The following is a 13,018-nucleotide window of genomic DNA, read 5'->3' on the forward strand; positions in this document are numbered from 1 at the left end:
GCCGCGCGGATCAGCGGCGTCGAAAAGGCAGTTTCAGCGCTTGAAAGCTGTCGACTGTTGTACTTGTTGCGCCACTTCAATCGGTGCATCGGCCTTGTTGGCCCACAGACTTTGCGCATAACCGGTGGTCACGACGCCCAGACCGAACAAAATTACCAAAGTCCACAGCAAATCCGGTTTGCGTTTCATCGATTGCCCCCCTCAAGGCACATCATCACGATGACAGCAGCGGTTTCCATTCGTAGGCCGTGCAGCAGCGTCAAGCTTTAAAGGCCGGCATTTTGCGACAACGTGAACCGTCGCGCAAATGCTGACGTCAACCGACCGTCGGTTTGTCATAAAATTGCCGGACAACCTGCCCAATGACCGCTTGAGGAGCACACACCATGGCCTACTGGCTGATGAAATCCGAGCCCGACGAGCTCTCGATCAAGGGCCTGGAAAAGCTCGGCAAAGCGCGCTGGGACGGGGTTCGCAACTATCAGGCACGCAATTTCCTGCGCGCCATGGCGGTGGGGGACGAGTTCTTTTTCTACCATTCCAGCTGCCCGGAGCCGGGCATTGCCGGAATCGGCAAAATAATCGAAGCGGCGTACCCGGATCCCACCGCACTGGAACCGGAAAGCCATTACTTCGACCCGAAAGCCACGCCGGAGAAAAACGCCTGGAGCGCGATCGATGTCGCCCACGTGGAGACTTTCAACCGGGTCTTGAAGCTGGATTATCTGAAGCAGCAGACCGCGCTGGCCGAGATGCCGCTGGTGCAAAAGGGTTCGCGACTGTCGGTGATGCCGGTGACCGCCGAGCAGTGGGCGGCGGTGATGGCGCTCAAACCCTGAATCATCCTTCGCCTGACAAAATGCTTTCGCGGGCAAGCCCGCTCCCACAGGTATTTCTGGTGGTCACAAATAATGTGTTCACTAAAAATCCCTGTGGGAGCTGCGGTGCGACGATTCGACTTGCTAGCGATGGGGACCGCCCGGACAACGAATGCCTTACTGAATGATCAGGTTATTGAACAACAGATCTTCAACCACCGGCTTGCCGGTCTCGTCATTCATCACTTGCTGGGTCTGTTTCAAAGCTTCCTGACGCAGTTTTTCCTTGCCTTCGATGCTGCCCATCGCATCGGTGGTCTGCTGAGTGAACAGCGCCACCAGTTGATTGCGGATCAGCGGCTCGTTGGCCTTGACCAGTTTGGTCGCCTCTTCGCCAGTCACCCGCAGTGCCACGTCGGCCTTGTAGACCTTGAGCTTCGGAGTGCCATCGAGCCCGTAGTTGCCCACGAACGGCGGGCTCAGGGTGATGTAGTTGACCTTCGGCGCCTCGCCCTCTTTGGCTTCTTCGGCCAGCGCTGCCACAGGCAGAGACAGGGCCAGCAACAACATGATCCACGCTTTCACAATTCGCTCCTTATCCGGTTTGCGGCCTAGCATAACGACCCGCCGCGCAAGCACAAGCTTATGGCGGACTATCAGGGCCGGGCATGCTCGTTGACCCGTTGACTGCCACACCTACACTTATCGGCCATCACTCCCAAAGGAATAGCCCTGATGAAAGCCGTGCTGTGCAAAGCCTTCGGCCCTGCCGAATCGCTGGTGCTGGAAGACGTCGCCAGTCCTGTCGCCAAGAAGAATGAAATCCTGCTGGACGTGCACGCCGCCGGGGTCAACTTCCCGGACACGCTGATCATCGAGGGCAAGTACCAGTTCAAACCGCCCTTCCCGTTCTCGCCGGGTGGCGAAGCCTCCGGCGTGGTCAGCGCGGTGGGGGAAAAGGTCAGTCACCTGAAAGTCGGTGACCGGGTCATGGCCCTGACCGGCTGGGGCAGCTTCGCCGAGCAGGTCGCGGTGCCGGGCTACAACGTGCTGCCGATCCCGCCATCGATGGATTTCAACACCGCCGCCGCCTTCAGCATGACCTACGGCACGTCGATGCACGCCCTCAAGCAGCGCGGCAATCTGCAACCGGGCGAAACCCTGCTGGTACTCGGCGCCTCCGGCGGCGTTGGCCTGGCCGCCGTGGAAATCGGCAAAGCCATGGGCGCCCGGGTGATCGCCGCCGCCAGCAGCGCGGAAAAACTCTCGGTGGCCAAGGCTGCCGGTGCCGACGAACTGATCAACTACAGCGAAACCAGCCTAAAGGACGAAATCAAGCGCCTGACCGACGGCCAGGGCGCGGATGTGATCTACGACCCTGTCGGCGGCGACCTGTTCGACCAGGCCATCCGCGCCATCGCCTGGAACGGCCGCCTGCTGGTGGTCGGCTTCGCCAGCGGACGCATTCCCGAACTGCCGGTCAACCTCGCCCTGCTCAAGGGGGCGGCGGTGCTCGGCGTTTTCTGGGGCTCCTTCGCCCAGCGCCAGCCGCAGGACAACGCGGCGAATTTCCAGCAATTGTTCGGCTGGTTTGCCGAGGGCAAGCTCAAGCCGCTGGTGTCGCAGGTCTATCCGCTGGGCAATGCCGCGCAGGCGATCAATGATCTCGGGCAGCGCAAGGCCGTGGGCAAGGTGGTGGTCAGCGTGCGCTAAACAGAAAAAGCTGTCTGGTCATACACCTGACCAGACAGGCATGCGCTGTTCTCATAAAACCTTACGAATGTCTTCCGGCAGAAGGGTTACGTACTTAAGGCCTGGACTCTTTTGGCAACGCATCACAATGCCGGGAACACGCTTGTTCATTTTGGCTATCATCGCCAAACGTTGCTCCATTGGGATCTGCCTCTGGAAAAACGTACTTGCCAGATAGCCGCGCACGTAATGAAACGGTGCAGCATCCATCCAGGAATGTTTTGGGTAATGCGCCAGCAAACTGTTGAACTCACGACATTTGAGATCTTTTAGCCACAGGTTCACGCCTTCAGGAGAATCGAATCCGAACGTCATCGGCGCGATGATTTCCTGTTCTGGCGGGCGCTCTCCTTCAACAGTCCACGGTTTAAAGCGCCATTGCGCCAGAGCGTTTTTCACCGCATCGGACAGTTCGGCATGATCGCTTTTCAAAATTCCGACCTTACTCACTGCGCCGTCCGCACTGACGATGAAGCTTACTTTGACTCCTCCGGTAAACCCGGCCCGTTGCAGTCCCGGCGGGTAGATGGGTTTCGGATTATGTTCCGGAATCAAGAACACTTCAGCCGCCCTGGAACTGGCGGCCACCAACAGCAAAATCAACAACACACACCACGGCATAACCCCTCCCCTTGCGACCCGAATGCCCGATCAGGCATCTGCGAAAAGGTTAAGGTGCCGCCAGCCAAAACAGAACGTCGTCGCTTCTGCGTTGGAAGCAGGACATTTCCTCGAGTTCTGCCCTACAACGCACTGGAACCCCGCAGGAAGACGCCGAGGTAACCTTTCCCACAACGCCCTGCACTTATATCTGAGCGACATGTTCATAAAGGAACGCGCGACATCCAACATTTCCACTGTTTTGCCGATGGGAAGCGGTGCTATTTTCGGTAACGAAACTGTAACATTCGCATCCGCAGTCAAAACAAGAAATCTGGAGCTCTTGAATGTTTGCTTTCTTTCGTCCTGCCGCACATCAGGCTCCATTGCCTGAAGAAAAAATCGACAGCACCTACCGACGCCTGCGTTGGCAGATCTTCGCCGGCATCTTCTTTGGCTATGCGGGTTATTACCTGTTGCGCAAGAACTTCTCGCTGGCAATGCCGTACCTGATCGACGAAGGCTACAGCCGTGGCGACCTGGGCCTGGCGATGTCAGCCATCGCCATCGCCTACGGTCTGTCCAAGTTCCTCATGGGCCTGGTGTCCGACCGCTCCAACCCGCGTTACTTCCTGCCGTTCGGCCTGCTGGTCTCGGCCGGGGTGATGTTCATTTTCGGTTTCGCGCCCTGGGCAACCTCCAGCGTGACCATGATGTTCATCCTGCTGTTCATCAACGGCTGGGCCCAGGGCATGGGCTGGCCGCCGAGCGGACGCACGATGGTGCACTGGTGGTCGCAGAAGGAACGTGGCGGCGTGGTGTCGGTGTGGAACGTGGCGCATAACGTCGGTGGCGGCCTGATCGGCCCGCTGTTCCTGATCGGCATGGGCCTGTTCAACGACTGGCACGCAGCGTTCTACGTCCCGGCTGCCGTCGCCCTGGCGGTAGCAGTGTTCGCTTTCGTGACCATGCGCGACACCCCGCAATCGGTCGGCCTGCCGCCGATCGAGAAGTACAAGAACGACTACCCGGAAGGCTACGACGCCAGCCACGAAGACGAATTCAGCGCCAAGGAAATCTTCGTCAAATACGTGCTGCGCAACAAAATGCTCTGGTATATCGCCATGGCCAACGTCTTCGTCTACCTGCTGCGCTACGGCGTGCTGGACTGGGCGCCGACCTACCTGAAAGAAGCCAAGGGTTTCACCGTGGATAAAACCTCGTGGGCCTATTTCTTCTACGAGTGGGCGGGGATTCCGGGCACGCTGCTGTGCGGCTGGATGTCGGACAAGATCTTCCGTGGCAACCGTGGCCTGACGGGCATGGTGTTCATGGCATTGGTGACCGTCGCGACCCTGGTGTACTGGCTGAACCCGGCCGGCCACCCGACCATCGACATGATCGCGCTGTTCTCCATCGGCTTCCTGATCTACGGCCCGGTGATGCTGATCGGTCTGCAGGCGCTGGAACTGGCGCCGAAGAAAGCCGCCGGCACCGCTGCGGGCTTCACCGGTCTGTTCGGTTATCTGGGTGGTTCGGTCGCGGCCAGTGCAGCAATGGGCTACACCGTGGACCATTTCGGCTGGGATGGCGGTTTCGTGCTGCTGGTGGGCGCTTGCCTGCTGTCGATGGCCTTCCTGGCCCCGACCCTGTGGCACAAGCAAGTCGCCAGTCAGAGCCGCGAAGCAGTCGCCTGATCGGCTTTTGACTTACAGCGCTTGAGCCGCGCCTCCAGATTCCGGTCTGGCATGGCGTGGCTGCGCAGGGCGTGAGCGGTCTGCTCGACATAATCGCGAGTCGTGCCGTACCGCCCGCAAGCGCTTTCGAACACCTGGCTCAGCACATGATCCGGCAAGTTGCCGGCATAGCTGGGCAGGTGTCGCTCCAACACGAATCCCAGCGCCTGAACCTGGCTGCCATCTTCGAGTCGGCAGTTGAGCCAGTGTGGCCGATAGGACGGGAACGGCATTTCGCGCTTCCACAACGCATACAGCGCGCTGTCCAGATTGTCTTCCGGCAACCGGTAGGCGAAGCCGCTGCACGAGCCGCCACGATCCAGACCAAAGACCAGACCGGGCATTTCCGGCGTGCCGCGATGCTCGTGGGACCACAAGTACAAGCCACGGTGATAGCCATGCACGCGCCCACGCACTCGCTCGACGGCTGTGCATTCCGGCCGCCAGATCAGCGATCCGTAGGCGAACAGCCACACCGGCCCGCCCTTGTGGCGCGCCATGGTCGATTGCATGGAAGCGAGAAGTTGTTCGTGCGTCAGCTGCGGCCCAAGATCGAGCCGCGGAGGGTAAGCCAGGTTCAGAAAAGCGTTTTCAATGGCGCTCATGGCGAATAGCGTTCAGCTCCCCGCGGGTGAAGAATTACTTAATAGAACGCACCGCTGTAACAATAAGGCACATATGTTTTAAGGCAATTTGAGTGCCATGGCACAGTTCTTAATTGATTGCCCAATGGATATATAACCTACCGGCATTTATGCAATTACATAAATACCGATCGGCTATATGGAGAGTTATAACGAACTTATGAGCGGGGCGCGTAAGCGAATACATCCGCGCGCATCTGATGAGCGTCCATCCCCGCTTCCACCAGCGCATCCAGCGTGCCGTAGACCATGGCCGGCGAGCCGCTGGCATAGACGTGCAGCGGCTTCAAATCGGGGAAATCCTCGCAGACGGCTTCGTGCAACATCCCGCAACGCCCTTCCCAGCCGCACTGGTCACTGACGACTTTGTGCAGGAACAGATTGGGCAATTTCAGCCATTCGTCCCAATGCTCGATTTCATAAAAATCTTCCGGACGACGCACGCCCCAATACAAGTGCACCGGATGTTTGAAGCCCGAAGCTCGGCAATGTTCGATCAGGCTGTGGATCTGACCCATGCCGGTGCCAGCGGCGATCAGCACCAGCGGCCCGTCCGGCAGTTCCGCCAGGTGGGTATCGCCGAACGGCAGTTCGACCCGCACCATCGGGTTGCGCTTGAGCTGATCGATCAGGCTCAGCGCACTGGATTCGCGCGCCAGCACATGGATTTCCAGATCGCGACCGCCGTGGGGCGCCGAAGCCATGGAGAACGCCGACTTCTCGCCGTTTTCGCGCTCGATCATCAAATACTGGCCAGCGTGGTAGCGCGGCGGCTTGCCGGCCGGCGCCCGCAGCCGCACACGAAAGGTATCGCCACCGACGTCCCGGCATTCGATGACCTGACACGACACGCTGCGCACCGGCAGTTCTCCCAGCGCGAGCACGCCATCCCACAGCACGATGCAGTCTTCCAGCGGCTCCGCTATGCAAGTGTAGAACTCGCCGTGGTCGTGCACCTTGCCGGCCTGCGCGACCCGGCCTTCCACCAGCAGCGCCGCGCACACGTGACAATTGCCGTTGCGACAGCTTTGCGGGCATTCGTAGCCCAGGCGCCGCGCACCATCGAGAATCCGCTCTCCGGGCCGTATCTCGAGCACCGCTCCGGAGGGCTGCAGGGTTACACGCATCAATCTATTCCTAACTGATTCCAGATGGCATCGATCCGTTGGGTGACGGCGTCATCCTTGACGATGACGCGGCCCCACTCGCGAGTGGTTTCGCCCGGCCACTTGTGGGTGGCGTCCAGGCCCATCTTCGAGCCGAGTCCCGACACCGGCGAGGCGAAGTCGAGGTAGTCGATCGGCGTGTTGTCGATCATCACTGTGTCACGCTTGGGGTCCATGCGCGTGGTGATGGCCCAGATCACGTCGTTCCAGTCCCGCGCGTTGATATCGTCGTCGGTGACGATAACGAACTTGGTGTACATGAACTGTCGCAAAAACGACCAGACACCCAGCATCACGCGCTTGGCGTGGCCCGGATACGACTTCTTCATCGTCACCACGGCCATGCGGTACGAGCAGCCTTCCGGCGGCAGGTAGAAATCGGTGATCTCCGGGAACTGCTTCTGCAGGATCGGCACGAACACTTCGTTCAATGCCACGCCGAGAATCGCCGGCTCATCCGGCGGACGGCCGGTGTAGGTGCTGTGGTAAATCGGTTTGATCCGGTGGGTGATGCGCTCGACGGTGAATACCGGGAAGCTGTCGACTTCGTTGTAATAACCGGTGTGGTCGCCGTATGGGCCTTCGTCGGCCATCTCGCCCGGATGGATCACGCCTTCGAGGATGATTTCGGCAGTGGCCGGCACTTGCAGGTCGTTGCCGCGGCACTTCACCAGCTCCGTGCGGCTGTCACGCAGCAGGCCGGCGAAGGCGTATTCGGAGAGGCTGTCCGGAACCGGGGTGACCGCGCCGAGAATGGTCGCCGGATCCGCACCCAGGGCCACGGACACCGGGAACGGCTGGCCCGGGTGCTTCTCGCACCACTCACGGAAATCCAGCGCACCGCCACGATGGCTGAGCCAGCGCATGATGACCTTGTTGCGGCCAATCACTTGCTGACGGTAGATGCCAAGGTTCTGCCGATCCTTGTTCGGACCTTTGGTGACGGTCAGGCCCCAGGTGATCAGCGGTGCCACGTCGCCCGGCCAGCAGGTCTGCACCGGCAGCATCGCCAGATCGACGTCATCGCCTTCGATGACCACTTCCTGGCACGGCGCGTCTTTGATGACTTTCGGCGCCATCGCAATGATCTTGCGGAAGATCGGCAGCTTCGACCACGCGTCCTTCAAGCCCTTCGGCGGCTCCGGCTCCTTGAGGAACGCCAGCAGCTTGCCGATTTCGCGCAGCTCGCTGACCGACTCGGCGCCCATGCCCATCGCCACCCGCTCGGGCGTGCCGAACAGGTTGCCGAGCACCGGGATGTCGTAACCGGTCGGCTTCTCGAACAACAGCGCCGGGCCCTTGGCCCGCAGCGTGCGGTCGCACACCTCGGTCATTTCCAGCACCGGCGAAACGGGAATCTGGATGCGTTTCAACTCTCCGCGCTGCTCAAGCTGCTGCACGAAATCCCGAAGATCCTTGAATTTCATTGACGATGGCACCCTCAAAATAGGCGTACATCCTACCTGCTCTGACGGGCAAACAGCAGCCCGTCAGCATCAGGCCTCGCTCAATTGTGGCTCGTCCCCAGCAGCAGAGGTGCAAACAGCGGGCTCAGCCGGGAGCTCCCCGCGTCCGAAAGATGATCCTCATCCTTGTACTGCGAATGGCCGTTGACCTCGATGCCGCAGACGCCATTGCCGCACATCAGCGGGGTTGGATCGATCACGTGCACACCCGGATCAGCGGCGCTCATGGAGTCGAACAGGCTGCTGAGGAAATGCTGGCGCGCCAGATGTTCCTCAAGCGGACGACCCAGCCCTTCGGCGGACCTTCCGATCCGCGCCAGGCTGGTCAAGCGGTTGATGGTGCCTTTGCGTTGCAGCGGCACCTCCTTGAACAGCCAGACTTGCGCCCCCGCTGCCCTCAATGCGGCAACTCGCGCCTTCAGCGCTGCGGCCATGCGTTGCTCGGCCTGGACGGTATCGTCTTGCGAATTGAGCAGCACCTTCTTATCGCCGTCTTCGCGGCCATAAACGTAAAGGCTCCAGTTGGACGCCAGCACCACATCCTTGATGCCGAGGCTGCGCACACGTTCCATGGTCTGTTCGTTGAAATCCTTGCAGCGCTGACGCGGATCGTCGCTGAGAATCGGCGGGCACGCGCTCATGCTGTACAGCCAAACCGGACGCCCCTCGCGACGGGCATTATTCTCGATGGCCGGCAGCAAGGCGGCGGCGTGGCTGTCGCCCCAGAACAATTGAGTGGCCGGAACATCCTCGTTGCCACCCACCAGACAGGCCTTGTCCAGCTCTTTATCCTGAGTCACCAGCATGCATTTCATCTGCCCTGCATGCCACTCACGGGACTGTGCATACTCCAGCGCTTTACCGGTCAGACGCTGAGGGACACCGTCGGCGGAACGGATCGCCGACCCCGTCGCCACGAGTGCAACGATGGCGGCCAGACCGCCTGCCAGCACTGCATTTCGCGAGGCGAGCAAGCGTTTTTCGCGAAACGGCAGCTCGATATAGCGCAGACTCAGCCAGGCCAGGCCCAGCGCCAAGGCTATCCAGCCGATTGCTTCAACAGGCTGAATGCCATCGATGGAAATCGCGTTGGCGTAGACAAACACCGGCCAATGCCAAAGATAGAGCGAATACGAAAGCAAGCCGACCCAGACCAACGGCCGCAGACTCAAGAGCCGCCCGGTGAGGCTCGCACCTTGCGCGCCCGACCAGATCAGCGCCGTCGTCCCCAACACCGGCAACAAGGCTGCCCAGCCCGGAAACACGGTGGATTTGTCAAAAGTGAACACCGCGACCAGCACTGCCGCCAGACCGGCCAGCCCCACGGCCTGATACAACCACGGACGCACCGCCTGCTTCGGCGCCGGAATTACCGCGAGCATCGCGCCGCAGAGCAACTCCCAGGCCCGGGTAGGCAGCGAGAAGAAGGTGAATTCCGGCTTGTGTTCGATGTTGGCGATGTTCAAGCCGAACGATACCAGCAAAACGGCGAACAGCATCCAGCGCCAATGGCGGAAATAGCGGATCAGCACCGCCATCAACAGCGGAAAGAAGATGTAGTACTGCTCTTCCACCGCCAGCGACCAGGTATGCAGCAGCGGCTTCAGATCCGAGGCTGGCTGGAAGTAGCCGTCCTCGCGCATGAACAGAATGTTGGAGATGAACAGCGACTGATAGCGCACTGTTCGCCCGAGTTCGGCGAAGTCCTTGGCCGTCAGCAGCAACCAGCCCAATGCCAGCGTCACCAGCATGACCACGCTCAGGGCAGGAATGATGCGGCGGGCACGGCGTGCCCAGAAATCAATGAAGCTGAAGCGCTGAGCGCTGATTTCGCGGAACAGGATCGTTGTGATCAGGAAGCCGGAAATGACGAAAAAAACGTCAACCCCGACAAAGCCGCCACTGAATGTACTGAATCCGAAATGAAACAGTACGACGGGAATAACCGCCAGAGCTCGTAATCCGTCGATATCACGGCGATTGCCAAACGTGTGCATGACCTTTCTCGTTTCTGGATACAGAGTCCTTGGAAAGCGCGAAAGTTATCAGCCACTTGCATTTCAATCCAGATACAAATAATCCGTCGCGAAAAAAAGCGCCCTTATGGGGCGCTTTTTTCAAACAACAGCGTATTACTTGCGCTTCATCGACAGGAAGAACTCGTCGTTGGTCTTGGTCGTTTTCAGCTTGTCGACCAGGAACTCGATGGCCGCCACTTCGTCCATCGGGTGCAGCAGTTTGCGCAGGATCCACATACGCTGCAGCTCATCGTCGGCAGTCAGCAGCTCTTCGCGACGAGTACCGGACTTGTTGATGTTGATGGCCGGGAACACACGCTTCTCGGCGATACGACGGTCCAGTGGCAGCTCCATGTTGCCGGTGCCCTTGAACTCTTCGTAGATCACTTCGTCCATCTTCGAGCCGGTTTCAACCAGCGCGGTGGCGATGATGGTCAGCGAGCCGCCTTCTTCGATGTTGCGCGCGGCGCCGAAGAAACGCTTCGGTTTCTCCAGGGCGTGGGCATCGACACCACCGGTCAGCACCTTGCCGGAGCTCGGAATCACGGTGTTGTAGGCACGGGCCAGACGGGTGATGGAGTCGAGCAGGATCACCACGTCCTTCTTGTGTTCGACCAGGCGCTTGGCCTTCTCGATCACCATTTCAGCCACTTGCACGTGACGGGTCGGTGGCTCGTCGAAAGTCGAGGCAACCACTTCGCCGCGCACGGTGCGCTGCATTTCGGTCACTTCTTCCGGACGCTCATCGATCAACAGCACGATCAGGTGAACTTCAGGATTGTTACGGGCGATGTTCGCTGCAATGTTCTGCAGCATGATCGTTTTACCGGCTTTCGGCGGTGCAACGATCAGACCACGCTGGCCTTTGCCGATCGGAGCGCACAGGTCGATCACACGACCGGTCAGGTCTTCGGTGGAACCGTTGCCGGCTTCCATCTTCATGCGCACGGTCGGGAACAGCGGGGTCAGGTTCTCGAAGAGAATCTTGTTCTTCGCGTTCTCAGGACGATCGAAGTTGATCGTGTCGACCTTGAGCAGGGCGAAATAACGCTCGCCTTCCTTCGGAGGGCGGATCTTGCCAACGATGGTGTCACCGGTGCGCAAGTTGAAACGGCGGATCTGGCTCGGCGAGACGTAGATGTCGTCAGGACCGGCGAGGTAAGAAGCGTCAGCGGAGCGCAGGAAGCCGAAGCCGTCCTGGAGAATCTCCAGCACGCCATCACCGGAGATTTCCTCACCGCTTTTAGCGTGCTTTTTCAGCAGGGAGAAAATCACGTCCTGCTTGCGCGAACGGGCCATATTTTCTATGCCCATCTGTTCGGCCAATTCGAGCAGTTCGGTAATCGGCTTTTGCTTGAGTTCAGTCAGATTCATATAGGAATGACGTAATCATTTATGGAGGGGGGGGAAATTAAGCTTTTGGCTTAATGAGGCCGCGCCGCGGAGAGGCGACAGGATCGCGTACTTATTCGAAAAGGAGTGCGTCGGCGACGGCTAGCAGGGGGCAGTGGAGAAACCAGTGCGGGGCCGAATGTACCACCTGAGTTTCGGAGCGTCTAGCCCTGAATACGCAAAAAGCCCCGCAATTTGCGGGGCTTTTTCAGGACAGTCTTTACCGCGACGCTTAGATGTTGGCGTCGAGGAAAGCAGCCAGTTGCGACTTCGACAGAGCGCCGACCTTGGTCGCTTCCACGTTGCCGTTCTTGAACAGCATCAGGGTCGGAATACCACGTACGCCGTGCTTGGCAGGGGTTTCCTGGTTTTCGTCGATGTTCAGTTTGGCAACGGTCAGCTTGCCTTTGTAAGTCTCTGCAATCTCGTCCAGAACCGGAGCGATCATTTTGCAAGGGCCGCACCATTCAGCCCAGTAGTCGACCAGGACAGCGCCTTCGGCCTTGAGTACGTCGGCTTCGAAGCTAGCGTCGCTAACGTGTTTGATCAGATCGCTGCTCATGGAATTCTCCAGGTTGTAAGCAAAAAAACGTGGCCCATCATAGCCGCCCTTCCCTTGTTCAGGAAGCCGCAGATGATTGAGTCTTGCTATGGCACTCGATGAGTTTGGGTATAGCTCAAGTCACGCGCTGGCGGGGGCGATGAAGGAAATTCCGGTACGCAGGGCCGCGTTGCGCACGTGCTCCTGCATGGCTTTCTGCGCGGCGGCGGACGCCCGGCGGGCCAGGGCGCGGAGGATCTTGCGGTGTTCCTGCCAGGTTTCCATGGCCCGCTCGGCGCGGATGAACGGTAGCTTCTGGCTCTCCAGAAAGATGTCGGCGCTGGCGGTGAGGATGCTCAGCATCGCCTGATTGCCGCTGGCCAGGAGGATCCGCCGGTGGAATTCGAAATCCAGTTTCGCCGCCGCCTCGAAGTCGCCGGCGCGCAGTTGCTCGCGCATGGCGGCGACGTTGTCTTCCAGTTCGTCCAGATCAAACGTGCTCAACGTCACCGCCGCCAGACCGGCCGCAAACCCTTCCAGCGCATAGCGCAACTGAAAGATTTCCAGCGGCGAAGCCTGGGCGGCGAACGGCCAGGCCGGTGCGCCCTCGCCACGAGGCAACTCGACCGGCGCCTGCACGAACACGCCTTTGCCCGGTTGAATGCTGACCACACCCAGCGCACTCAAGGACGACAACGCCTCACGCAACGAGGCGCGGCTGACGCCCAGCTGAACCGCCAGATCCCGCTGCGAGGGCAACGCATCGCCGGGGCCGAAGCCCTGCTCGGTAATCAGTTTGCGGATCGCTTGCAGCGCCACTTCGGGTACGGCGCGGGAGATCGAGTTCATGGTTTTCCAGACGGACCAGGCCAAGGTGCGGCCAGT

Annotated in this window: 13 protein-coding genes; 3 read left to right on the plus strand and 10 right to left on the minus strand. The window is 59.8% G+C overall.

What is annotated here, in order from left to right; genetic code table 11:
* Positions 1-33: 33 nt before the first annotated feature.
* Positions 34-189 carry a hypothetical protein gene (locus CAF76_RS28710; RefSeq protein ID WP_007911192.1) on the minus strand — a complete coding sequence of 52 codons (156 nt, stop codon included), beginning with the start codon at positions 187-189 and terminating at the stop codon, positions 34-36.
* A 197-nt stretch (positions 190-386) separates the two neighbouring features.
* Here CAF76_RS28710 and CAF76_RS05320 point away from each other — a divergent pair, with 197 nt between their 5' ends.
* Positions 387-839, plus strand: coding sequence for an EVE domain-containing protein (locus tag CAF76_RS05320; protein ID WP_039765343.1), 453 nt, complete (start codon positions 387-389; stop codon positions 837-839).
* Positions 840-995: 156 nt separating this feature from the next.
* Here the strand turns inward: CAF76_RS05320 and CAF76_RS05325 are convergent, their stop codons facing one another.
* Positions 996-1,403: a flagellar basal body-associated protein FliL gene (locus CAF76_RS05325; RefSeq protein ID WP_007951814.1), complete on the minus strand. Its 408-nt coding sequence runs from the start codon at positions 1,401-1,403 to the stop codon at positions 996-998.
* Between the two features lie 150 nt (positions 1,404-1,553).
* On the opposite strand from CAF76_RS05325, the gene CAF76_RS05330 reads away from it, so the two are divergent.
* The gene (locus CAF76_RS05330) at positions 1,554-2,531 is read left to right on the plus strand and encodes an NADPH:quinone oxidoreductase family protein (RefSeq protein WP_085647022.1); all 978 of its coding nucleotides are present in this window, start codon (positions 1,554-1,556) and stop codon (positions 2,529-2,531) included.
* Positions 2,532-2,582: 51 nt separating this feature from the next.
* Here CAF76_RS05330 and CAF76_RS05335 read toward each other — a convergent pair whose 3' ends face one another.
* On the minus strand, positions 2,583-3,191 hold the full coding sequence (locus tag CAF76_RS05335) for an energy transducer TonB (RefSeq protein WP_064600287.1): 609 nt from the start codon (positions 3,189-3,191) through the stop codon (positions 2,583-2,585).
* Positions 3,192-3,517: 326 nt separating this feature from the next.
* Between CAF76_RS05335 and glpT the strand changes: the two genes are divergently transcribed.
* A complete protein-coding gene (glpT, locus tag CAF76_RS05340; RefSeq protein ID WP_039765339.1) occupies positions 3,518-4,867 on the plus strand; it encodes a glycerol-3-phosphate transporter in 1,350 nt (449 codons plus the stop codon).
* On the opposite strand, the gene CAF76_RS05345 is transcribed toward glpT, so the two are convergent.
* The 7 genes from CAF76_RS05345 to CAF76_RS05375 form a co-directional block, all read right to left on the minus strand.
* Entirely contained in the window at positions 4,843-5,511 is a 669-nt protein-coding gene (locus CAF76_RS05345) for a gamma-glutamylcyclotransferase (protein WP_039765337.1), read from the minus strand. The genes glpT and CAF76_RS05345 overlap by 25 nt on opposite strands.
* Before the next feature lie 197 nt (positions 5,512-5,708).
* Positions 5,709-6,677, minus strand: coding sequence for a CDP-6-deoxy-delta-3,4-glucoseen reductase (locus CAF76_RS05350; protein WP_085647023.1), 969 nt, complete (start codon positions 6,675-6,677; stop codon positions 5,709-5,711).
* Complete coding sequence (ubiD, locus tag CAF76_RS05355) at positions 6,677-8,143, minus strand: 4-hydroxy-3-polyprenylbenzoate decarboxylase (RefSeq protein ID WP_064379935.1); 1,467 nt, start codon at positions 8,141-8,143, stop codon at positions 6,677-6,679. Before ubiD ends, CAF76_RS05350 begins: the two co-directional genes overlap by 1 nt.
* A gap of 80 nt (positions 8,144-8,223) precedes the next feature.
* Positions 8,224-10,179: an acyltransferase family protein gene (locus tag CAF76_RS05360; RefSeq protein WP_085647024.1), complete on the minus strand. Its 1,956-nt coding sequence runs from the start codon at positions 10,177-10,179 to the stop codon at positions 8,224-8,226.
* A 135-nt stretch (positions 10,180-10,314) separates the two neighbouring features.
* Complete coding sequence (gene rho / locus CAF76_RS05365; protein ID WP_011336486.1) at positions 10,315-11,574, minus strand: transcription termination factor Rho; 1,260 nt, start codon at positions 11,572-11,574, stop codon at positions 10,315-10,317.
* 250 nt (positions 11,575-11,824) lie between these two features.
* Positions 11,825-12,154 (minus strand): thioredoxin TrxA, encoded by a 330-nt coding sequence (gene trxA, locus CAF76_RS05370; protein WP_003206727.1) that lies wholly within the window; start codon positions 12,152-12,154, stop codon positions 11,825-11,827.
* A gap of 120 nt (positions 12,155-12,274) precedes the next feature.
* Positions 12,275-12,982: a FadR/GntR family transcriptional regulator gene (locus CAF76_RS05375; RefSeq protein ID WP_007951828.1), complete on the minus strand. Its 708-nt coding sequence runs from the start codon at positions 12,980-12,982 to the stop codon at positions 12,275-12,277.
* Between the last annotated feature and the right edge of the window lie 36 nt (positions 12,983-13,018).

Origin of the sequence: Pseudomonas sp. B40(2017) (assembly GCF_002112855.1) — a bacterium.
Taxonomy (GTDB): domain Bacteria; phylum Pseudomonadota; class Gammaproteobacteria; order Pseudomonadales; family Pseudomonadaceae; genus Aquipseudomonas; species Aquipseudomonas pharyngis.

Bases quoted from the DNA above. Each gene is read 5' to 3' on its own strand.
- CAF76_RS28710 (WP_007911192.1), bottom strand. From the start codon at position 189: ATGAAACGCAAACCGGATTTGCTGTGGACTTTGGTAATTTTGTTCGGT.
- CAF76_RS05320 (WP_039765343.1), top strand. From the start codon at position 387: ATGGCCTACTGGCTGATGAAATCCGAGCCCGACGAGCTCTCGATCAAG.
- CAF76_RS05330 (WP_085647022.1), top strand. From the start codon at position 1,554: ATGAAAGCCGTGCTGTGCAAAGCCTTCGGCCCTGCCGAATCGCTGGTG.
- CAF76_RS05335 (WP_064600287.1), bottom strand. From the start codon at position 3,191: ATGCCGTGGTGTGTGTTGTTGATTTTGCTGTTGGTGGCCGCCAGTTCC.
- glpT (WP_039765339.1), top strand. From the start codon at position 3,518: ATGTTTGCTTTCTTTCGTCCTGCCGCACATCAGGCTCCATTGCCTGAA.
- CAF76_RS05345 (WP_039765337.1), bottom strand. From the start codon at position 5,511: ATGAGCGCCATTGAAAACGCTTTTCTGAACCTGGCTTACCCTCCGCGG.
- CAF76_RS05350 (WP_085647023.1), bottom strand. From the start codon at position 6,677: ATGCGTGTAACCCTGCAGCCCTCCGGAGCGGTGCTCGAGATACGGCCC.
- ubiD (WP_064379935.1), bottom strand. From the start codon at position 8,143: ATGAAATTCAAGGATCTTCGGGATTTCGTGCAGCAGCTTGAGCAGCGC.
- CAF76_RS05360 (WP_085647024.1), bottom strand. From the start codon at position 10,179: ATGCACACGTTTGGCAATCGCCGTGATATCGACGGATTACGAGCTCTG.
- rho (WP_011336486.1), bottom strand. From the start codon at position 11,574: ATGAATCTGACTGAACTCAAGCAAAAGCCGATTACCGAACTGCTCGAA.
- trxA (WP_003206727.1), bottom strand. From the start codon at position 12,154: ATGAGCAGCGATCTGATCAAACACGTTAGCGACGCTAGCTTCGAAGCC.
- CAF76_RS05375 (WP_007951828.1), bottom strand. From the start codon at position 12,982: ATGAACTCGATCTCCCGCGCCGTACCCGAAGTGGCGCTGCAAGCGATC.